The sequence below is a fragment of the Acinetobacter sp. 766875 genome (assembly GCF_000582055.1).
GTDB classification, from domain to species: Bacteria; Pseudomonadota; Gammaproteobacteria; order Pseudomonadales; family Moraxellaceae; genus Acinetobacter; species Acinetobacter nosocomialis.
Genome location: NZ_JEXX01000019.1, coordinates 43,392 through 65,058, shown reverse-complemented (window position 1 = coordinate 65,058; position 21,667 = coordinate 43,392). Strand labels below are relative to the sequence as shown.

General features: G+C 38.3%; 28 protein-coding genes. All 28 read left to right on the top strand.

Annotated features, from left to right (window positions below):
* The first annotated feature begins 28 nt into the window (after positions 1-28).
* The 28 genes from J576_RS14790 to J576_RS14655 all read left to right on the top strand — a co-directional run bounded on the left by J576_RS14790 (position 29) and on the right by J576_RS14655 (position 21,623).
* A complete protein-coding gene (locus tag J576_RS14790; RefSeq protein ID WP_002056361.1) occupies positions 29-211 on the top strand; it encodes a hypothetical protein in 183 nt (60 codons plus the stop codon).
* A gap of 51 nt (positions 212-262) precedes the next feature.
* Complete coding sequence (locus J576_RS14785; protein WP_001017705.1) at positions 263-481, top strand: hypothetical protein; 219 nt, start codon at positions 263-265, stop codon at positions 479-481.
* A 266-nt stretch (positions 482-747) separates the two neighbouring features.
* Positions 748-1,092, top strand: a complete 345-nt coding sequence (locus tag J576_RS14780; protein WP_033855669.1) for a hypothetical protein — start codon at positions 748-750, stop codon at positions 1,090-1,092.
* 208 nt (positions 1,093-1,300) lie between these two features.
* Positions 1,301-1,537 (top strand): hypothetical protein, encoded by a 237-nt coding sequence (locus J576_RS14775; protein ID WP_000152665.1) that lies wholly within the window; start codon positions 1,301-1,303, stop codon positions 1,535-1,537.
* Positions 1,538-2,198: 661 nt separating this feature from the next.
* A complete protein-coding gene (locus J576_RS14770) occupies positions 2,199-2,654 on the top strand; it encodes a hypothetical protein (protein WP_000195754.1) in 456 nt (151 codons plus the stop codon).
* Positions 2,655-2,714: 60 nt separating this feature from the next.
* Positions 2,715-3,182 (top strand): hypothetical protein, encoded by a 468-nt coding sequence (locus tag J576_RS14765; RefSeq protein WP_033855667.1) that lies wholly within the window; start codon positions 2,715-2,717, stop codon positions 3,180-3,182.
* Positions 3,151-3,792, top strand: a complete 642-nt coding sequence (locus tag J576_RS14760; RefSeq protein WP_033855666.1) for a putative metallopeptidase — start codon at positions 3,151-3,153, stop codon at positions 3,790-3,792. Before J576_RS14765 ends, J576_RS14760 begins: the two co-directional genes overlap by 32 nt.
* Positions 3,793-3,850: 58 nt before the next feature.
* Positions 3,851-4,321, top strand: a complete 471-nt coding sequence (locus J576_RS14755; RefSeq protein ID WP_000212566.1) for a DUF2280 domain-containing protein — start codon at positions 3,851-3,853, stop codon at positions 4,319-4,321.
* Entirely contained in the window at positions 4,311-5,738 is a 1,428-nt protein-coding gene (terL, locus tag J576_RS14750; RefSeq protein WP_005135090.1) for a phage terminase large subunit, read from the top strand. Before J576_RS14755 ends, terL begins: the two co-directional genes overlap by 11 nt.
* A complete protein-coding gene (locus tag J576_RS14745) occupies positions 5,735-7,186 on the top strand; it encodes a DUF4055 domain-containing protein (protein WP_005135092.1) in 1,452 nt (483 codons plus the stop codon). Before terL ends, J576_RS14745 begins: the two co-directional genes overlap by 4 nt.
* Before the next feature lies 1 nt (position 7,187).
* Complete coding sequence (locus J576_RS14740) at positions 7,188-8,291, top strand: minor capsid protein (RefSeq protein WP_033855665.1); 1,104 nt, start codon at positions 7,188-7,190, stop codon at positions 8,289-8,291.
* Between the two features lie 8 nt (positions 8,292-8,299).
* On the top strand, positions 8,300-8,728 hold the full coding sequence (locus J576_RS14735; protein WP_005135095.1) for a hypothetical protein: 429 nt from the start codon (positions 8,300-8,302) through the stop codon (positions 8,726-8,728).
* A gap of 98 nt (positions 8,729-8,826) precedes the next feature.
* Positions 8,827-9,069, top strand: a complete 243-nt coding sequence (locus J576_RS14730) for a hypothetical protein (protein ID WP_000004361.1) — start codon at positions 8,827-8,829, stop codon at positions 9,067-9,069.
* Positions 9,070-9,286: 217 nt separating this feature from the next.
* The gene (locus J576_RS14725; RefSeq protein WP_001139861.1) at positions 9,287-9,478 is read left to right on the top strand and encodes a hypothetical protein; all 192 of its coding nucleotides are present in this window, start codon (positions 9,287-9,289) and stop codon (positions 9,476-9,478) included.
* 113 nt (positions 9,479-9,591) lie between these two features.
* Entirely contained in the window at positions 9,592-10,359 is a 768-nt protein-coding gene (locus J576_RS14720) for a DUF6651 domain-containing protein (RefSeq protein ID WP_033855664.1), read from the top strand.
* 27 nt (positions 10,360-10,386) lie between these two features.
* On the top strand, positions 10,387-11,343 hold the full coding sequence (locus J576_RS14715; RefSeq protein WP_000214189.1) for a major capsid protein: 957 nt from the start codon (positions 10,387-10,389) through the stop codon (positions 11,341-11,343).
* Between the two features lie 66 nt (positions 11,344-11,409).
* Positions 11,410-12,075, top strand: a complete 666-nt coding sequence (locus J576_RS14710; RefSeq protein WP_033855663.1) for an Ish1 domain-containing protein — start codon at positions 11,410-11,412, stop codon at positions 12,073-12,075.
* A 4-nt stretch (positions 12,076-12,079) separates the two neighbouring features.
* Entirely contained in the window at positions 12,080-12,469 is a 390-nt protein-coding gene (locus J576_RS14705) for a VHS/ENTH/ANTH domain-containing protein (RefSeq protein ID WP_033855662.1), read from the top strand.
* A complete protein-coding gene (locus tag J576_RS14700) occupies positions 12,426-12,839 on the top strand; it encodes a glutamate 5-kinase (RefSeq protein WP_068967804.1) in 414 nt (137 codons plus the stop codon). The genes J576_RS14705 and J576_RS14700 overlap by 44 nt, the downstream gene beginning before the upstream one ends.
* Before the next feature lie 8 nt (positions 12,840-12,847).
* Positions 12,848-13,261: a hypothetical protein gene (locus J576_RS14695; protein WP_033855660.1), complete on the top strand. Its 414-nt coding sequence runs from the start codon at positions 12,848-12,850 to the stop codon at positions 13,259-13,261.
* On the top strand, positions 13,227-13,595 hold the full coding sequence (locus tag J576_RS14690; protein WP_004736755.1) for a hypothetical protein: 369 nt from the start codon (positions 13,227-13,229) through the stop codon (positions 13,593-13,595). Before J576_RS14695 ends, J576_RS14690 begins: the two co-directional genes overlap by 35 nt.
* On the top strand, positions 13,596-13,994 hold the full coding sequence (locus J576_RS14685) for a hypothetical protein (protein ID WP_001251835.1): 399 nt from the start codon (positions 13,596-13,598) through the stop codon (positions 13,992-13,994).
* Between the two features lie 117 nt (positions 13,995-14,111).
* Positions 14,112-15,041 carry a phage tail tube protein gene (locus tag J576_RS14680; RefSeq protein WP_000094303.1) on the top strand — a complete coding sequence of 310 codons (930 nt, stop codon included), beginning with the start codon at positions 14,112-14,114 and terminating at the stop codon, positions 15,039-15,041.
* A 51-nt stretch (positions 15,042-15,092) separates the two neighbouring features.
* Entirely contained in the window at positions 15,093-15,626 is a 534-nt protein-coding gene (locus tag J576_RS14675; protein ID WP_001185625.1) for a phage-derived protein YdaY family protein, read from the top strand.
* A gap of 570 nt (positions 15,627-16,196) precedes the next feature.
* Positions 16,197-16,376, top strand: a complete 180-nt coding sequence (locus tag J576_RS14670) for a hypothetical protein (protein ID WP_000564460.1) — start codon at positions 16,197-16,199, stop codon at positions 16,374-16,376.
* Positions 16,343-16,780, top strand: coding sequence for a hypothetical protein (locus tag J576_RS14665; protein WP_000503551.1), 438 nt, complete (start codon positions 16,343-16,345; stop codon positions 16,778-16,780). The genes J576_RS14670 and J576_RS14665 overlap by 34 nt, the downstream gene beginning before the upstream one ends.
* A 90-nt stretch (positions 16,781-16,870) precedes the next feature.
* Positions 16,871-17,395 (top strand): DUF4468 domain-containing protein, encoded by a 525-nt coding sequence (locus J576_RS14660; RefSeq protein ID WP_000734557.1) that lies wholly within the window; start codon positions 16,871-16,873, stop codon positions 17,393-17,395.
* 61 nt (positions 17,396-17,456) lie between these two features.
* A complete protein-coding gene (locus J576_RS14655) occupies positions 17,457-21,623 on the top strand; it encodes a tape measure protein (RefSeq protein WP_033855677.1) in 4,167 nt (1,388 codons plus the stop codon).
* Positions 21,624-21,667: the final 44 nt, after the last annotated feature.

Sequence of the window (21,667 nt, the reverse complement as noted above, 5' to 3'; positions counted from 1 at the left end):
ACAATCTTTTTTTATGAGGGTATTACTGATGAATATAAAAGCCGTATCTATTGCTGGTGTTGAAATGTACGTTCAGGTGCTGAACCCAACTGAACCAGAAAAAAAGAAATGGATAATACGAACAAATTCTGGAAAAAAAATTGCTATGAACCAAGATGGTAAATCATTTCATAGTCCAGAACATGGACAAGATTTCAAGTTATTAGATTGAAGATAGATATTTAGTGTTATAGTCCAGTCTGATTAAAAACTGGTAAATAAAATGAATATCTGTGTTGGTGGTGAGCTTGACGGGCAAAAGATAGAAAAAGAGGGTAGATTGCTTAAAGCTTCTGATTTAGACCCAAGTTTCACAACAGAATACTACAAACAGGTTTTTAACCGCGACAACATCAATTATCAATTCTGGTTACCTGTAGGTTCAAACTTACATGACATGTCAGAGAAAGTACTAACTATTCTTAGATCACCTAAAAACTAGTTTTATCGTTTGCCGGACGTATTACGGCGCAAGAAGCCCCGCTAAATATCGATTATTGGCGGGGCTTTTTATTAAATTTTAATTGAATTTGCTAAGGATAAAGATGTATAAAAAGATTATAAAATCCAATAATTATATTATTAATTCAATAATTTATTTAAAATTAAATTAATCGAATTTAAACAATATTTACTTAGAAGATGCATTAGGTAACTCAAATAAACATGATTTTAGGAGAATAATTAAAAAAACGGAGTACAAATGCTATGAATGAGAATGCAGAGCTAATAAAGTACATTGATGTGGCTGAGACAGTTTACGAACGGGTATATGAAAATAATAAAATTTCAAATAATTTGATTGTTAATCTAAATCGCATTATGGCTGAGATAAAGAATCAAGCTGCAGAAAAAAGACTCAAATTGAAGTACAGCTCAATAGACTTTGAACATTGTTTAAGTTTGCCTTTAGCTGATCGCAAAATAAAAGTAGATTTAAGCCTTATACCTCATTTTGAAGATCGTGAAGAAAGTATTTTGTGGTTAACTAACTTTATTGGAAAAATTTGTGAGCCCAGAAAGATGCAAAGACAGAAAAAAAATCTTCATTAAGTACCTGTGAATTTTAGATGAACCGCCCTTAAAGCGGTTTTTTATTGCTAGTAGAATATTTAAGGTATCTTTTCTAATAGGCACATACTATTGAAGTGTTTTTAATTTATTTTTTAGATTGAAAAGATTGCTATTTAAGTAATTTAAATATAAAAATCTTTATTGATTGAGAGTAGTTGTTATACAGGATATTTATAAGGATTTTAAAATGACAATTATCACATTGCTCGATGTTAAGACGAAGAAGAAGGTGATAGTTCGGTCCGTAATAGACCCAATAGCAAGAATAGACAAAAAAGGGAATATACAAATTATTCAAATTCATAAATGGCTATATGATGAATCTGGAGATTTCGTTGATGAAGACTTATATGAGGCACTCAACAATGGAGAAGTTGGAATATACATAACTTTGCAGTATATGATCATTAATATTGAAAATTAATTATTTTTTATTTTTAGTCAGTTTGAGTTCTTAGTCTCTAGAGCCTAATGGTTACTACACATAAGACCTTATTAAGTATTACCTATTGATGGGCACATATTCTTTATAACTCTTGATAAGTAAAAAAATTATGTAGGCTAAAAATAAAACTATTTAAAAAGAAATCTTTATCTATTTAAATATGAATATTTAATATTTTTAATTCAATCCCTATTGCTAGTGCTTAAATATTATGCCAATATGAAGTTGGAGATATTTCCGAATAGATATTTCCTATTTCAGGTCTAAGCGTTTTTTTTCGCTAAGCCCATTTCTGAATAAAAATAGGAAGTGGGCTTTTTTATTTTTAAATATTTCAGTATTATCAGTGTGTTGCTTTAAGTAACACTAAACCTTATTGATCAGCGCAAATATCAAAAAAAGGGGAGCTTACCTACTAGGCAAGCTTTTTAAATTAATGATTTAAACACAATAATCCATTTTAAAGCTCAACAGAAAGATCAAATTTCCATAGCTTTTATTTGTACTAATTTATTGAATATAATCGTTTTTATAATTTTTAAAATTTTCTTAAACTAAAAATGGAAAATTTCTTGTTGCAACATTGTTATAATAGGGCTACCTTAAGAAAAATACTTTATAAAAATGAGGAGCTGCTGAAATGACACAGTATCTCATGTTTGCGGAAAATATTTATAACAAAATTAAAGATGAGGAATTGTTTTCACATGACTGTATTGAAAATATGAACTTACTTATGACATGTATACGCAGAGAAATTAAGGGAACAAAATTTAAATTAAAATATAATTTTATTGATTTTGTTGAATTGTTTAGTAAACAATTAGATGAATGTAAAGTAAAAATAGATGTGAGTTTGATTCCTCCTCATAATTCAGAAGGTGAGTATATTTTATGGTTAGCTGGATTTATCGAAAAAATTACAGAAGGTGGACCTAAACCACCTCCGCCTATAAAGAAATTTATTCCAGAGTATATGAGCTTCAAATCTGAATTAGATTTTTTACCCTTAAATGAGGAAAAAATTCAAAACGAAGGTAAAGAAATTACGGATTACTTTAATTCCAAGCTTTATAAGGCAACTTTTAAGAAGTAATACTATATTGCCTGTGAGTTTAGCCACCGCCTTAGGGCGGTTTTTTTATGGGTGAGAATAATGGATTCTACAGAATACTTTTGGCTTACTCGGAAAAAAGAACCTAAAACCAAGCCTAAATCCAGACCGCTACCTAAAGCTACTCAAAAGTACTTAGAGGCAGAGGAAGAATTTACTGAAGCTTTAGACAATCTGGAAATTAAGTACGAAAAGAAATTCCAGTTTAAGTCTACTAAGCACTGGCGGTTTGACTTTCATTTAATTGAGTATCGAATACTAGTTGAAATTGCGGGTGGTCCATGGTCTGGCGGTCGTAAGGGCAAACTTAAAAATAAAGCTTGTAGTCTTGATCGTTACGATATGGCTGAAGAGATGGGCTACACCGTAGTTCGCATAGAGACAGCTTCAAGATGTGGCATTGATGAGTCTGGACCTTTGCAGTTACGGACTCAATACGCTAGTGAATGGCTAAAAAATTTAAAGAGGCAAATATTTAATGGATCAGATCAGACCATTTCCTCCAACTGATTTTATTGATCAAGCTGAAGAAGAGGAAGCAATTCGTTTAATACCGGCTCCAGACCTAAAAAAATGGGTTGTGGCTAATTACTTAACGATTGGTGGGCCTCTTTATAATCCAGATCATGATCATATTGCTGAGTTACTTCATGATAATGAAGAGTTCTTGGCATTTGCTTGGGCCTCTTCTGCATATAAAAGCAAGCAGGCGATGGTACTGGGGCAGTGTGAAAAAGTAATGTTTAACGTCGGTGGCTGGCGTAAAGCTAGACAAGAGCAACAGATGCGTGACTGGTTCGGCTTTGTGCCAACATACTTAATAACTGTCGACGCTTCTTTCTGTGAGCGTGCAAACGATACAGAGTTCTGTTATTTGCTTGAACATGAGCTTTACCACATTGGAGTGATGAGAGACGAGGACGGAGAAATTGTTTATAGCGATAGTTCTGGTCTTCCTAAGCACTATCTTGCAGGTCATGACGTTGAAGAGTTTATTGGCGTAGTTAAACGTTATGGACCAAGCAAAAATGTTAAGCGACTTATTGAAGTCGCAAAGAATCCGCCGTTTGTTTCGAATGTTGATATTTCAAAATGCTGCGGCAACTGTGTAATCAATTGAGCCTAATGGCTCTTTTTTTTGCCCATTTTGTTATACGTAGTTATACGATGAGGAAGTTATGGCGACACTAAAAGAGCCTGTGAAAATCTTTATAGTTCAGTCTCTTGCTTGTCGTGATACACCTCAAGAAGTGGCTGAACTCGTAAAACAAGAGTTTGGCGTTGATATAGATCGTGTTCAAGTTGCAACTTATGACCCTACAAAAGTTGCTGGTAAAAACTTAAGCAAAAAGTATGTCGAACTATTTGAAAAAACCAGAGATGAGTTTGATAAAGGCTTAATTGATATTCCTATTGCTAACAAGTATTACCGACTGAAGCAATACCAAAGACAGCTTGAGAAGACTAGAAACGTCAAAACAGCCTTAAAAATTCTTGAACAAGCCGCTAAAGATATTGGTGGTCAATTTACTAATCGCCAAGAAATTACAGGCAAAGACGGCGGACCAGTCCAAACAGTTAATTCTGAAATTCCAGTTCCAATGGAAGATTACTTAAAAGCGCGGAGGGAAGTCTTAGATGAGTACTGATGCGGCTCGGGATAAAGCCATCCGAATCGAGGCGCAAGAAGATTTATATTTCTTCACAAGGTACATGTTTAAGGAGCGCCGTGGTTATAAATGGATGCAAAATTGGCACCACTTAGAAATCTGCGAAGCTTTAATGAAAGTTTATCGCGGAGAGATAAAGCGGTTAATTATTAACGTTCCACCACGATATTCTAAAACTGAAATTGCTGTAATTAATTTCATGGCTTGGTGTTTTGGTAAGAATCCAGACTGTGAGTTTATTCATATCAGTTACTCGGCAATGCTTGCCGCAAATAATGCCTTCCAAATACGAACCCTTGTGCAAGAAGAGGCGTATAGAAAAGTCTTTCCCGAGCTTACATTGCGTGATGATAGTAAGGCTAAAGACTTCTGGAGAACTTCCCAAGGTGGTGTCTGCTATGCGACTGGTACAGGCGGCACGATTACCGGTTTTGGTGCAGGAAAACTTCGTAAAGGCTTTGGCGGCTGCATTATTATTGATGACCCGCACAAAGCACATGAAGCTTCATCAAAAACTATTCGAGAAGGGGTAATTGATTGGTTTCAGAACACACTCGAATCGCGTACTAACTCGCCAGATACGCCGATCATTGTGATTATGCAGCGACTTCATGAAGATGATTTAGCTGGATGGTTGCTAGGTGATAGAAAAGACGGCGTTCCTGTAGCTGGTGGTAACGGTGAAGTGTGGGAGCATCTATGTCTTTCAGCTATTCAGGAAGACGGATCCGCACTGTGGCCAGCAAAACACAATATCCAAAAGTTGAAGCAAATGGAGCAAGCTGCTCCGTATGTTTTTGCCGGGCAATATCGTCAAATGCCATCACCGCCAGCAGGCGGTTTTTTTAAGCCTGACAATATTGAAATTGTGGATGCTTTACCTGCTGATGTAGTGAAGCAAGTAAGGGCTTGGGACTTTGGTGCTACTGAGAATGAAGGCGACTTTACTGCAGGTGTTAGAGAAGCTCTTGGTGCAGATGGTTTTACTTACATTGTCGATGTTACAAGAGGACAGCTTGGCCCTGACAATGTAAATAAACGCTTAAAGCAAACCACTGAGCTTGACGGAAAAAACGTAACTGTTCGAATTCCTCAGGACCCTGGTCAAGCAGGGAAATCTCAAGCTCTGGCATTTACAAAACTTCTCAGTGGCTACCATGTGGTTGCAAAACCAGTATCGGGTGACAAGATCACTCGGGCACAGCCTTTTGCCGCTCAAGTAAATGTTGGGAATGTTCGAATGCTTAAAGGTGATTGGAACAAAGCCTTTATTGAAGAACTTCGGAATTTCCCTAATGGAACAAATGACGATCAGGTAGATGGTGGATCTGACGCTTTTAATGAATTACATGAAGGATTTGAAACCTTCTTCGCTGATATGGGATTTGCTCGATGAGTGATGTAACTTTTCAACATGCTGAATATGTTAAAAACTTGCCATACTGGCAAAAACTTGATGATGTTTGTGAAGGTGAAGATGCAGTTAAGGCTAAAGGTGAAAAATATTTGCCGATGCCAAATGCACATGATAAGTCACCTGCAAATAAAAGCGCTTATGAGGCTTATCTTACTCGTGCAGTCTTTTATGAAGTAACAGGGACTACATCAAATAGTTTAGTTGGAGCAGCTTTTGCAACAGATCCAAGTTTTAAATTTCCTCCCGACCTTGCTCATTTAGAACGTAATGCGAATGGAGCCGGTTTAAGTACTTATCAATTGGCTCAAAATGGAATTCGCCACTTATTGAAGCATTATCGTTGCGCTTTATATGTTGATTATCCTGATGTGCCACCAGCTCGTAATCTAGCGGAATTTAAAGCGCAAAAAGCCTATCCAATGATTCATTTATTGAATGCCATAGATGTAGTGAATTGGGATTCAGTAATGGTCGATAACCAGAAAAAACTTTGTCTCGTAGTTATCCGTGAATTTAGGTCTGAGCGCGGTGCTGATGGATTTAGTAAAACCGAACAAGAGCAATATCGTGTACTTCGTTTAGAGCAAGAGGGAAATGGGGAATATATTTATTCCGTTCAGGTGTACACAAAGGGTGAAAAGGGTAACTGGGTTGGCGGAGAGAAGAAGTTTCCAACAGATTACAACGGGAATTTCTGGACCTATATACCTTTTACATTTGTAGGTGCAATTGATAATTCAGAAGAGATTAAAAAGCCACCATTACTTCCTTTGGCTAATCTCAATTTAGCCCATTACAGAGACAGTGCGGACTTTCAAGAGTCCGTTTTTTATATGGGGCAACCTCAATACTATGCGAAGGGTGTTAATTGGGAGTGGTATGACCAAGCCAAGAAACGTGGCATCTACATTGGAGCGAAAGTACTTTTGCCTTTACCTGAAAATGGTGGTCTAGGTATTGTTCAAGCTGATCCTAATACGCTTGCCCGGGAAGCCATGAAAGACAAGTGGGAAAAAATGAAGGAGATGGGGGCACGTTTAATCGAGAAGGGTTCTGGAAGCAAAAAGACTGCTACAGAGGCAAATAGTGATGACGCCGTTCAGCATTCAGTTCTTTCGCTCTGTGTCGTTAATATGAATGAAGGCTTGTCAGCAGCATTACGATGGGCTGCTAAGTTTGTAACGCCTAATGTGGATGTTCTAACTAAAGATGATTTGATGTTCGAAATCAGTCAAGAATTTAACAAACAGGGTTATTTAGCTGAGTTAGCTCGACAGTTATTTGAAGCAGCTCTACAAGGCCGATCTTCATTTAAATCATGGTGGGAATACAACCAAACAGGTATGTTCCCTAAACAAAAATATGAAGAAGAGCTTCAGAATGTTGAAGCAGAGCAAGATGGGACTTTAAATCAAAAGGTAGAGTGAGATGGCAACAGATATCAAAAAACTATTTGAAGCACTCACTCAGCACCAGGCCTATCTTTATCGTGCTTCATCAAAAACGGTAAATGAGTTATTGGCTTTATTCAATGATGATACGAGCAAGATGCTATCTAAGCTTCGGGATTTATTGGATGAGCTTAATGAGTCGGAGAAAGTTGCTTTAGCTGGTGGTAAATATACAACTTCAAATTTAAGGGAAATTAGGGATTTGATTGCCCAATGGTTTGCCAGTGTTAATTTAGCATTACCTGAAGCTTTTGCCGTTTCTGCTACGGCGCTGGCTGTTTATGAGGCCAATTACGTAGCTAAGCTCTATGGAGCAAAAATTAATAAGCCTGATGGGGAAAAACTATTCTTATCCGCTAAAAAAGTTCCGTTGGCAGGTGGCGCTCTTGTCGATGATCTGCTTTCAAGAATTGCTGAAAGTGCCCGTCAAAAGGTTGAGTATGCAATTCGAGATGGTATTAATTCAGGCAAAACTAACCAAGAAATTGTTCAGCGTATTCGAGGGAGCAAACGGCTTAACTATGAAGATGGGATCTTAAATGGTACCAAAACTGATATTGAGCGAACGGTAAGAACTGTGCGAAGTCATGTAGCTAATCAAGCCTATCTAAATAGCTTCAACCAAATTGGCTTTGAATATGTCCGATTTGTTAGCGTTTTAGATGGACGAACTTCTAAGCTTTGCGCTTCATTAGATGGTTCAGTGTGGGAAATAAATGATCCGGCAAAGCGAGTGCCGCCGTTACATCCTAACTGTCGCAGTATCTTGGTTCCGGTCGAGAAGGACGGTCAACTTGTTGGCGAACGGCCATTTGTAATGGACGAACGTAGAGTTAAAGACATCCCCAAAGAAGAGCGAAGCCAGTTAATAGGACAGTTAGATGCCAATACCACTTTTAAAGAATTCTTTAAAAAGACAGATGATTTCTTTCAAAAAGAGTGGCTAGGGCCGAAGCGTTACAAGCTCTATAAGGAAGGAAAATTTGATTTTGAAAAGTTCTTTGATCCTGAAGGCCGTTTCTATAGCTTAGATGATTTGAGAAAGTTGGATGAAAAAGCTTTTAAAAAGTTGGGTCTGTAATTTTTCTTATGTTATATTTTTTAAAACATCAGAATTTATACAATATGAAAACAATAGCTTTTGTATGTCTAACCCTAATTTCCATCACTTGTTTAGCTGAACCAAGTCAAAAATATCTTAAAGAATATGATCGATTGTCTGAAGCTTTGGAGTCAGCAATGGCAAATGCATATTCTTTTGATCCTACAACTGGTCAAGTAAAACAGGCTACTCAAGATTTAGAAGCTAAAAATAATTTATGTAGAGCTGCCCAGGCGAAACTAAACCTCACCACGTTTTTAAAAGACAATTTAGAGGAATCTAAAGAGCTTTATAAATCTATTGATGGTGCAGAGACTCTAGATAAAAATTATCTTAGTGGACAACAGCAGGAACAACAAAATCTCGTTTCAAATTTGAAAAAAGACCTTGTTGGAACTGGATTTAACTGTGAGTAATTATTGCCGATTACAGGTAATTCTAAACTCACTTAAGACACAATTTTCACCTATATAAGCGCCCAAACAGCGCTTTTGTCATTTATGGAGTTTGGCTTATGAGTGAATCAAAAGTTAGGCATTTAGTACTTAAAAGAGTTTCAGATAAATCTTCTCATCTTGCTCTTTGTGACGAGGAAACAGGTATTCCATTAGCTGGATTAACCGCTGTAAAAATGAATTGTAGTGTTTTTGAGGGTCCAGCGACTATCACGGCAACATTTGATGTAGGTGGTCCTCAAGGCATCCGCTTAGTTGGTGATGAACCTAGACAAAAGGTTTGGGGTGCAAAGGAAACGTAGCGAAAGGTACTACAAATGCCTGAAAAGCAAATCAATATGTCAGATGCTCAATATATTCTGAGCACAAAATGAATTCTGGTGCCATTTCTTCAAATTAAGGTTTCAAGCCATGGCAATTTATGGTTTTACTTTTGAAAGATTAAAAGCAATTGCACTCATCAAATAGAACTTAATTTTTAACCATAGCACCTTCGGGTGCTTTTTTTGCGAGAAGAAAATGCCAAGCCCTATTATCCAATATTTCCAATATGAACATTTACCTGAACATTTGCAGCAAGTTAGTAAGCCAATTGGTGATTTAGCTCGGCAAATGGATGAGCAACTTCCTGACGGGCCTGAAAAATCCACAGGATTAAGAAAGCTACTTGAAGCAAAAGATGCATTTGTACGCCAAGCTTTAAGTAAATAATCATTTATAGAAATGAAGCGTCCTAAAGGGCGCTTTTTTATTGCCTGCCGAAAGCGGATGCTAACGGCGAATCCGGGCGGATGCCCATTTTGTATATATAGGTTGGATGACCAATGAAACTTAAAACAGTAACAATCGACGGTAAAGTTTATGCGGAAGTAGACGGTGATAAGCCGATCTATATTCATGATGACGGCAAAGAAATGCCACATGATGCACCACACTCGGTAGCAACAATTGCACGCTTAAACAATGAAGCTAAAACACATCGTGAAGCCAAAGAAGCAGCCGAAAAAGCATTAAAAGCTTTTGATGGAATCGAAGACCCAGCGGCAGCTAAAAAGGCATTACAAACAATCCAAAATCTCGACGATAAAAAGCTGGTGGATGCCGGTGAAGTTGAGAAAGTTAAAGCTGAAGCTATCAAAGCAGTTGAGGAAAAATATGCCCCGATTGTTGCGCAACGTGATGCTCTAGAAGCCTCTTTACATAAAGAACTAATCGGCGGTGGTTTTGCTCGTTCTAAGTACATTCAAGACAACATTGCAGTACCTGTGGATATGGTGCAAGCGACCTTTGGCCATCACTTCAAAATCGAAGAGGGCAAGGTGGTTGCATACGATCAGAACGGTGAAAAGATTTATTCACGTGTACGTCCCGGTGAACTTGCAAATGTTGATGAAGCTTTAGAGTCATTGGTTGGTGGATACCAGCATAAAGACTTAATTCTTAAAGGTGGTAAAGGAACTGGTGGCGGTTTTCAAGGTGGGGGCAAAGGTGGAGCACCTACTGGAATGAAACGCAGTGAAATGTCTGTTTCTCAGAAAGCAGATTACATCAAAGAACATGGCAATGATGCCTTCCTAAAACTACCGAACTAATCATTAAATATTTGGAGATAAGTAGTTATGACTACGACAGTTAATTCCGACATGATCATCTACAACCAACTGGCTCAAACAGCGTATTTAGAACGTTTACAAGACAATTTGAATGTCTTTAATGAAGCTTCCAATGGTGCGATTATTTATCGTAATGAAATCATTCAAGGTGACTTCAATAAAAATGCATTCTACAAAGTTGGTGGTAGCATTAAACATCGTGATGTGAACTCCAATGCAAAAGTAACTCCGGAAAAAATCGGTGCAGGTGAGTCTGTAGGTGTAAAAATTCCATATAAATATGGCCCTTATGCATCTACTGAAGAGGCATTTAAGCGCCGTGCTCGTACACCAGAAGAATTTGCTATGGTTGTTGGTTACGATCTTGCTGATGCATTGGTTGCTGGTCGTTTAGAGTACAGCCTAGCTTCTTTAAAAGCTGCTATTTCTAGTAATCCCGATATGGTTGCGAAAGGAAGTATCGTTGTTGATGGCCGCAAAGCATTAACTCGTGGTATGCGAAAGTTTGGTGATAAGTTTGGCCGAATTGGCTTATGGGTGATGAACTCAGATACATATTTCGATATTGTCGATGATGCTATCACTAAGCAAATTTACGGTGAATCTGAAATCGTTATCTATGGTGGTTTACCAGGAACCTTAGGAAAGCCGGTATTGGTGACGGATGCTGTAGGTGATAACGATGCTTTTGGCTTGCAGTATGGTGCTGTAACAGTAACTGAATCACAAGTACCGGGCTTCCGAGCTTATGACATCAATGATGAAGAAAACTTAGCAATCGGTATGCGTGCTGAAGGTGCATTTAACCTAGATATTCTTGGTTATAGTTGGGATACATCGAAAGGTGAAAATCCTGATCTTACATTACTTGGTTCAAGTGCTAACTGGATTAAATATGCAACCAGCAACAAAATGACAGCAGGTACCTTACTTGATTTATCAGGTACAGCGACAACTGGTTAAAACCTAAAAATTAAAACCGTAAGAGGGCTAATAAGCCCTCTTTTTTATTATTAAGAGAAAAGCGCCATGAAGATTATCTATACACGCATTGCAGCACTGGCTGCATTAGAGACGGGCATTATTGCTAACCCTGACTATTATGAAACCCCAAATCTGAAAGCAAAAGAAGTAATTATTTACGGTGATTACCCGAAAATCCAAAATGATTACGAAGCTCTGGATATTCCAGTTGAAGTTCGTAAGTTGGAAGAGCCACAAAAAACGACTATGGCCACGGTAAATGTCGAGGTAGGAGTCATCCCTGAACTTCAAGCTGTGATTAATGATGCAAAAGCTGAATGTGAAAAGGTTATTGAAGAAAACGGGCAACTTAAACAGAAAATCGAAATCTTGGAACAAGCTAGTGGTGATAGTTCGGAGTTAATTTCTGAAAACTCACGTTTAAAAGATGCTGTACTCCAAGCTGACAATGCTGCTAAAGCGGCTGAAGGAAAGGTAGTAAGCATTCAAGCAGAGTTTGAGGCTTTTAAAAATGATGTTGCTGCTATGCAAGCGCGTATAGCTGAATTGGATGCTGGAAAGGCAGCAGAAAATCCAGCAACGGATACGGCGACAAATGATTTTGAAAATTGGTCAAATGATCAATTAAAAGAGTTTTTGGCCAGTAAAGATATTGGCTACAAACCATCTGCAACCAAAGCAGAACTCCTTAAATTAATCCCGAAGGAATAATGAAATGAGCTTTATTACTGTAGATGACGCAAATTCAATTTTGGGCAGCGATTTTGCACCAGACAGTGATAAAGCTCGTCTGGTTCAACTTGCAAATGTTTGGATGAAAAACAAAATAGGTTTTGTGCCAGATCCAATTGATCCACTTCTTAAAGATGCTGCATGTGAAATTATCAAAGGAATTCTGGCCAAAGTAATTTATAACGGCAAAGAGCAGTTGCTTAAACGAAAGAAAGTTAAAGCTGATTCAGTCGAATCTGAAAAAGAGTATCAAGAAGGTACTGAAGCGATTTCTAGCTTTGAACAGATAGCAATTGATTATATTGATTCGCTTGATTTGAAAGATCCAAATGCAAGTTTTAATGGCTTTGGCATACCACTTTACAGGGCATGATATGGGCTTACGTGACGAAATTCAGGCAGACATTGCTGAAGCATTTAATGATGATTTGGCGGACGCCGTTCATACCTTTACATGTGAGCGGGTTGTAAGCACAAAGTGGAATCCTAAAACGAATACTTCTGAAAATGTAATTGAGCATTATAAAGGGAGAGGCGTTTTGTTTGGTTCGTATAACCAATATGAGATTTTAACACTTGGAGTATTGGCAACAGATAAAAAAGCTATTGTGCTGCAGAATGAAGTTACCAAAGAGCCAATGATTGATGATGAATGGAGTACGGCGCAAGGTACCTTTCGAATCATGCATATTAAACAGGACCCAATTGGTGCAAGTTGGAAATGTCAGCTTCGAAAAGTATAGGGACTTAAATGATTAATCTTGATTATGTTCCTGAGTGGTACATTTCACCGTTTCAACATGTCAAATATGCACTTGCTAGAAATCAAATACATATGGATTTGTTATTTGAAGATATGGGCAAAGCTGATCAATTTTTAGATATGGGGGCAGATGCTCAGGTTAGTTCTTATTCAGACGGCGCTTATGCAATTGTCCAAATTGGTGATACAGCGGATAAGGACCAAATACAAGTTTATGGATTGCTTTTACATGAGGCTGTTCATATCTGGCAAATAGTAAAACGGCGAATGGGTGAGCGCGAGCCGAGTGTAGAGTTTGAAGCGTATTCGATTCAAGCGATCGCTCAAGACCTTTTTGAAATGTTCGAAGCAAGTGAGGTTAAAAAACATGGGGTGGAAGGGAGCAAGGCCGAGCAGCTTTAGTTTTGAAGTTGAGAAACAGGCAGATGAGCATGTAAAAAAAATCACCATGGATACAGTGCAATCACTCGTTGTTTCAAGTCCTGTCGATACAGGTGCTTATCGAGCTTCACATATTGTTTCTATTGGATCTGGTGATTACGGTGTGCGAGAGCCTTCTACTAATGCATTGCAAGATGCTGCGATTCAAGCTGTGAAATTTAAACTTGGTAGTTTGATCTATATTCAAAACAACCAGCCCTATGCTGAGCGCTTAGAGAATGGTTGGTCTGATCAAGCTCCGTTGGGTATCTACAGCACAACGTTTACTTACATTACTCAAAAGTATGGTGGCTAAATGGCAATGACTTTAGAGGAAGCTAGGCAAGCAATAGTCGACCGTATGATGAGCTTCACAGGAATTTCTCAAGACAGAATTAAATATCCAAATGCTCCAGGCTTTACGGTACCAACTAAAGGTTTATGGTGTAGTTTGACAATTAAATGGGGGCCAAGTTTCATTGCTGGATTAGCTGATAAGCCTTGCACTCGCCGCACAGGAAATATCCTGATCCAATGCTTTGCAAGACCGAATACTGGAGACGAGGAAATAACTGTATTAAGTGTTGAATTGCTTTCCCATTTTGAATATTTCAGATTCGAGCATTTAGAATGTTTTCAGGGTCAAACAATAGATGCAGGTAAAGATGGAGATTTTGTGCAGCAGAATGTGACCATTGGATTTACAGTCAATTGATATGAAAGATAGTTACTTAAATTAAATCACACCGCCCAAAAGGCGGTTTTTTTACGCCAAAAATTTAACGGCCACCTTCGGGTGGCTTTTTTTATGCCTAGTTAGGAGTAATAAGCCATGTCGAGTGGTGCGCGTCAGATAACGCAAATTGCAAGAGAAACAACGGTAGGTGTAACACCGACACCGTTTGCTCGGACTACATTTGAATTTACAGATAACGGCTTGGATGCAACAGTTTCTAAAGAAGAGTCAAAGTCTATCACTAGCGGGCGCATTGCTCGCTCATCAATGATTACAGGCGCAGAATATGCCGGTGAATTAAAGTGTGAGGCAAAATATAGCCAACTTGTGCAAGATTTAATGGCAGCGGCAGCCTTTAATAGCTGGTCATCCAATGTCCTTACTTTTGGTGGGGCACTTCGCCAAACATTCTCAGTACTTCGCGGCTTTGAAGACGTAAATGATTACCACGTTTTCCGAGGTTGTCATGTAAATACCTTTAGTATTGAAATTCCTGAAGCAGGCTTAATTTCGATGGCATTTGGCCTAATGGCTTTAGGTCGAACTAACTTCTCAACACCACCCGCTGGGGCAGTAACTCCAGCAGATAACAGTCCTAAGCTATCTAATGTTTCTGTTGGTGAAATCTTACTTGATGGGGTATCTCAAGCAGGTATCTCTTGCTTGACGCAATTCTCATTCAAATGGGATAACACTATGAAGTTGCAAAAATGCTTAGGTGAAGGAATCAATGCTAGAGCTATTTTAGAAACACTAGCAGCCGGCACAGGTTCATTTACTGCTGCATGGTCACGAAATACTTCAGACATGTACGAAAAACAGTTCACCAACACTTCAATTTCATTGAAGGTCCCAATTACAGACACTTTGGGTAATTCTTACGAAATTTTTATTCCTAAAGCTGAAATTACAGCACCATTACCGAGTGGTGGAAACAGCGACATTTTAAATGCTTCATTTGAATATAAGGTAGTTGAAGAATCGCCAATCATTACCCGTATTCCAGCACCAAACCCAAATCCTTAATTTAATTTTACTGATGGCAGCCTTTATGGCTGCTTTTTTTTGGAGTAGAAAATGGCTTTAAAAGTAACCATTCAAACAAGCAAAACTGTCAGTAAATGGCGAGAATATACAGACACGGAAGGAAATGTACTGGCTGAGTTTAAAATTCGCGGAAATGGATACAAACCATATCAAGTTGCCTTAGAGCGTGCGAGTAATCAGATTAACTCTAAAGGTTTTGATGTCAGTAAGGCAGGAAAAGATGACAAGCTTTACCACGAATTACTTCTCGAAGCTGCTGCATGTCATCTAATAGAAGACTGGAAAGGCGTAGTTTTTGAAGAAAAGATTGACGGCGGTGAAGTGGTTGAAACTGAACCTGAGTATTCACCTGAAAATGCAGTAAAGCTTTTAAATATGGGGGATATCGGCATTTCTATTTGGCTATATGTAAAGCAAGAAGCTGAAGATATCCAGAAAGAAGCAGATGCATTCAGGAATGAAGTGGTGGGAAAGTCACAGCCCTCTACAACTGGTGCAAGTTCAACTCAGAAGAAGAAGCGAGCGACTACAACGCGAAGCAAGCAGCGATCGCAAAAGCCTTAAATCTTCAAGCTGCCAAGGTCATTGAGAAACCCGAGTATTCTTATACATCAAATGCGATTCTTTCTGCTTATAACGTTATTTCACGGTCTAGACGATATGAGCAAGGTATTCCGCTGTCTTTGGATATTTCGGCTATCTCAGCATACTGTGAGCAGTATGAATTGCCAGTCGATAGAGACATCTTTAATGATTGTATTTTTGCTATAGATAACTTGTTTTTAGATGAGTCACAAAAGAAGTTTAAGGTGAAGAAATAAAACGTTTAAGGTTTTATTTCTTAAAACAAAATCGAGTGCGGGGTATTTTAAGAAATGCACAATATACCGCACTTTTAGCATAGTTTTTCTAAAATTCTTAAAAGTTACCTTTTTTAAGTTGTTGAATTATAATAATTTAAAATTAAAGGTTAAGGGTTTAAGAATGTAATTTCTAATTGACATAGATGTCATTAAGAAATATTATATTTTCAATAGTAAATGTTATTAGCCTTAGTTTGAATTGAAAGTATTGCTAATAATGATATTACTTTTATTTTAGAATTATTTATCTAATCCGTATTTGGAGATTTTCATGATCGATTGCGCTGTGGTTCATCCCGCAACAATCCATGCGGACAAAAATCATCATTTAGGTGTTGATATTCAGCATCTTATTGCCCTAACTAAGCAAAAATCGTATAAAATGCCTTCAGGATTAACTCGTGAAGAAAGAAGAGCATGGGCGAAGAAAGTTCAACAAACGACGGATTAGAAAAATCCACTTCTAACACTGACTCAATAAAGCCTTTTTACACTGCAATACTTAGTGATGAGTTTTTGTATTATTACGATAATGTTTTCACTGATGAAAAATTAGACTTGATTGATGATTTTTTAGAACATTATGAACAGAATGGCTTAACAGGTTGGAAGGGTAAAATTTCACCTTCTTGGAAAGTTCCTGAGTGTTACCAAGATCATAAAGAAAGAGCTAAATATGCTCAGGAGATGGATCTTTGGCATGCTCATATTGGTTTACCATCTTGGCAAACCAGAAAAGGTGCAAATTATTCTACATCTGATCAGGTTTTACATTTTCAAAGAACTAGTAAAACTGAAATCTTTGTTTTATCAATTAGTAAGCACAATCCAATGGATTTGCCTGATATTGAATGATAGAAACCACCTTCGGGTGGTTTTGCTTTATGTGACATTTAGTAACCAGTTTGTTAAAGTTAGTACACTTTATAACAAACGGTGAAATTCATGAAAAAATTATTGGCAACTGGATTATTGAGTTTGGGATTAGTTGGGTGTGCTACTACCCCTCAGCAACCATCAGAACCTGTAAAGTTTGAAAAGGTTTATCAAATAGATGGATTAAAGCAAGGCCAAATTTATGATGGCGCACGTCAATGGTTTGCAACAGCTTTTCGCTCAGCAAATGCAGTAATTCAGTACGAAGATAAGACTACGGGTTCAATTATTGGCAAAGGTAATATGCCATACCGTTGTTCTGGGTTTGCTGATTGTATGACTGTTACTGCTGGTGATCGAGTAGATTTCACAGTGCGCGTAGATACAAAAGATGGGAAAATGAAAGTAAGTTACGATAATCTTACTCACTATAAACCAGCACAGGTAATTAGCGGAGTTCGCTATAGTGAAACCAATCGTACTATTACCGAAAATTATCCATCAGCTAAAATAATTATGGATGAATTAAATAAATCATCTGATCAAATGGCTGAAAAGATCAAAACTCAACAAAAAGTTAATGCTGATTGGTAAAGCAACTTTATTCACAAACCCACTCATTGAGTGGGTTTTTTATTGCCTAGAGGAAAGTAAGATGGCACAAGAATCTCGTTTAGTAATTGTCATAGATTCAAAAAATGCTGAACGTAATGCGCGTAATCTAGGCAATGAATTAGATAGCATTGAGCGCAAGGGAGACTTTGCCACGAAGTCTATGGATGGTTTGTCTGTCGCTACGCGTCAGCTTGCTGGATATATGGCTGGATTAGTTACTGTAAGTGCTGCAATTTCTAAGATGGACACTTACACAGGGCTTCAGAACCGCCTTAAGTTAGTGACTAACAACCAAGTTGAGCTAAATAAGGCTACTGAGGACACTTTCCGAATTGCTCAAAAGACATATTCAGCTTGGGATTCTGTATTGCAGGTGTATCAACGTTTTAGTGATAATGCAAAAACACTTAATCTCACAATGGATGACACTGCTCGTTTAACTGAAACAGTGTCTAAAGCTGTTGCTATCAGTGGTGCAAGTGCACAAGCCGCAGATGCTGCTTTGGTTCAATTTGGGCAGGCCTTGGCAAGTGGAACGTTGCGTGGAGAAGAACTTAATTCTGTAATGGAGCAAACCCCAGCATTAGCTAAAGCAATTGCTCAGGGTATGGGTATTACTGTAGGCGAATTACGGTCAGTAGCTGCAGAAGGAAAAATTACTTCTCAAGAGATTGTAAAAGCACTTAGAAATGTAGAAAAAGATGTAGATGCACTTTTTGCAAAAACCGATATCACTATTGGACAGTCTTTGACGCTGCTCAACAACGAGATTACTAAATTTGTTGGGGAGTCAGGAAAGGGCTCAGGTGCAGCACAAGTTTTAGCGGGCAACATTCAGACTTTAGCCGGAAACCTAGATGTTTTAACTTCTGCAATGATGGTTGGTGGTGCTTATTGGCTTGGAACCTACATTCCTGCAATTTATGCCTCAGGTGTTGCTGTAGCTGCAAAAATTAAGGAATTAGCTGCTCAAACAGTTACGCAATATGCTGCAATTCAAGCCGAGCGCGCAGCTGCAGCTCAACAAGTAATTAGCACTCAAACAGTTGTTGCAAATACTCAAGCAACTTTAGCTGCTATTGCGGCTGAGAAAGCTCTAGAAGTACAGCGCCTTAAATCTCAAATTACTGAAAAAGGCAGAACAGCGACATTAACTCGTATGGCTGAGTTAAAGAAAATTGAGGCTCAAGTTACTAGAGAGTTGGCAGTAGCGGAAGGTGCACTGGCAACAGCACAAGCTAGATCGGCAGCGGCAGGGGCGGCAAGTGTAGGGATAGGATCACGGCTTTTAGGTTTACTTGGTGGTCCAGTTGGTATTGGGATTACAGTAGCAAGTTTAGCAGCTGGATATTTATTAATGCGAGACAACACAGCTGAAGCTAATAAAAAGCTTGAAGAACAAGCAAAAGTTGCTGAGAGAACAGATGAGGCTTTAAAAAAATTAGCTGGCAATGATAAGACAAAAGCTGTTAATGATCTAACAGCTGCATTTAATGCCCAGAATGAAGCATTAGAGAAATCGTCACGTTCTGTTGCATCTGCATTAATTGATATCGAAAACTATGCTCGTGGCAATTGGGAAGTTGAAAAAATTTCTCAAGAGGCACGTAAAGGTACTATCAGCTATACAGAAGCCATAGAACGCTTAAATAAAATTAAGTTGCCTACAGATCTATATGAAAATCTTAAAAAGCAAGCTGCCCAATATGATCAAAATTCAGTTAAAGCAGCTCAATCTGCTGACAAGTTAAAAATCTTCGGTGTTGAAGTAACTTTAACCGGTAATAAAGCCCAGAATGCAGCAGCTCAGCATCAACAGCAAGCGGATGCTTTGGGGAATACTGCTAGTGAGGCTGAAAAGGCAACAAAGGCTTTACAAGATTATCAAGCCAAGCAAAAAGATAGCGTTATTGACTCAATCTATAAATCAGGATGGCTTGATAAAGGTTACACCGTTGCTCAAGCTAATGCCATTTTAGAACTGCAAAAAGCTAAAGGAATGAGTGCGATTTTGTCTAAAGATGAAATTGATAGCGCACTTAGAAATCTCAAGATCATCGAAGAACAACAGGAGCGAGAAGATAAATTAACTGAAGCTAAAAGAAAGCAAACCAAAGAGTCTGCCAAACAAGCTGTTCTACTTGCAGGGAATAATGAGCGAGTGAGAAATATGCTTCGTGTATATCAGGCTTTCCGTAATGCTGGATTGGGAGATAAGCAAGCACGAGTAATAACAGCTCAAGTTGGGCGCGAGAATGATTTTAGAAATGAGGCAATGTTTGGTAGCCATAAGGATGAAAATAATGGTTATACAAATACTGGATTTATTTCTTGGCAAAAGACTCGCTCAACTAAACTCATGCAGTCCTTACAGGGACAAGGTGTTTTAGATAAAAATGGAAAAATCCAGCAAACCCAAGATGCTTTAGATGCGCAAGCTAAGTTTTTATTGCAAGAGGTTATGACTAATAAAAGTTATAGCAAATCTAAAGCCGCTCTTCTTAATGATGATTTAGACTATCGAAGTTTAGAAAAAATCGTGGGGAAAAATTTTATCGGGTGGGATTATGAAGGGAAAAAGCTTGGCAAAGATAAAGCTTCACAGCATTTAGCCAAACAAGACTCTTACTATAATCAGCTTAGTAAAATTTTAGGAGATAACCCCGAAGCAGCCTCAAAAGCAATCGGCGATCTTTCGAAGTTCGAAGATGAAGCATATAAGGCACGCGCTAAAACTCTTGAGGAAGTTAAACAGCTACAGGCAACATATGACTCAGAAACAGTTGCTAGAAGCAAAAGACGAGAGGAGGAAATCAACAAAGCAACCATTTTAGGTCAATCAAATTTAATCCCAAAAATTAATGAGCGTTTTGATGCTGAAGATAAATTAGCTCAAAAACAATTTGATTTTGAAGTAAATGGTTATAAGTGGACTGAAGAACAAAAGCTTGATTACACATATGAAACCAATTCATTACGTCTGGTTGCTGAGGGGAAATTAACAGAAGAACAGCGCAAAATTGCGATTGATTCGTTTAAGTTACAGCAGCAACAAGAATTAGGTTTACTAAAACTTGCTCAAGAGCAACGTCTTTTTCAGGCTAAACAAGCTCTACTGACAGAAACCCAAGCCATGCAGGAACGTTACAGACTCGAACGGGAGGAAATTCTTAAGAATACCAAGCTTTCTATAGAAGAGCGGCAAAAGCTAATCGCATTATCTAAAGCCAATCAGGATAAAGAGACACGCGATAAAGTGAATAATGCTGTTCAAAACTGGGATGGTATTCAGGCGAGTATCACTGGTAATAGTGGACAATTCGCTTTAGAACAGGAGCGCTTTAGCCGTTATGATGCTTCTCAAAAAGTATTTGATAGCCAGCTTGCTGATATTGAAACTCAGGAACAAGATCCAAATGCAAATATGGTAGCTCTAAATGCACAACGTGAACAAATCATGAAGGAACACTTTGAGCGTTTGAAATTGATTGAATCTACTTATCAAAATGATTCAATGAATCTCCAGTTGGGTTATGGAGCTAGTGTCACAGGGGCATTGGCTGGCATGTTTAAAAATATGCTTGGTGAGTCATCAAGTGCATACCGCATTCTTTATGAAAGTCAGCGGGCATTCGCATTGGCGCAGGCTGGAATGAACATGTGGAAAGCTGCTTCAGATGCTTACGCAAATGAGCCAGGTACTTGGTACCAAAAAGCGGCAGCAGCAGCGATCGCGACAATTAAATCAGGTACATTTGTATCTCTCATCCAAGCTGCAACCCCGCAAGGATTTGCGGATGGCGGTTATACCGGTAATGGTCTTAAACACACTCCAGCAGGGATTGTGCATAAAGGCGAAGTCGTATGGTCGCAAGAAGATATCAAACGCTGGGGTGGTGTTAGCGTTGTTGAAAGCATGCGTCAAAGTAAACCAAGTGGTTATGCAAATGGAGGTTATGTTTCTAATAATACTAGTGAAGCTATAGCAACACGACGGGAGGCACGACAATTTGATGCGATTAATTCAAATCAAACACAAAGCAGTTCGAGTCAAGTTCCAATCAATGTTTATGTAACAGTTAATCCGGATGGATCAAGCAAAACTGATACCCAAAATGACTCTAAGCAGCTTGGGCAATTGATCGGCAATGCGGTAAGAACGATTATCCGGCAAGAGCAGCGACAAGGCGGTTTATTGGCTAAATAGTGCCATAAATGGAAAATTATTAATTAATTGATTTTTCTATTTAA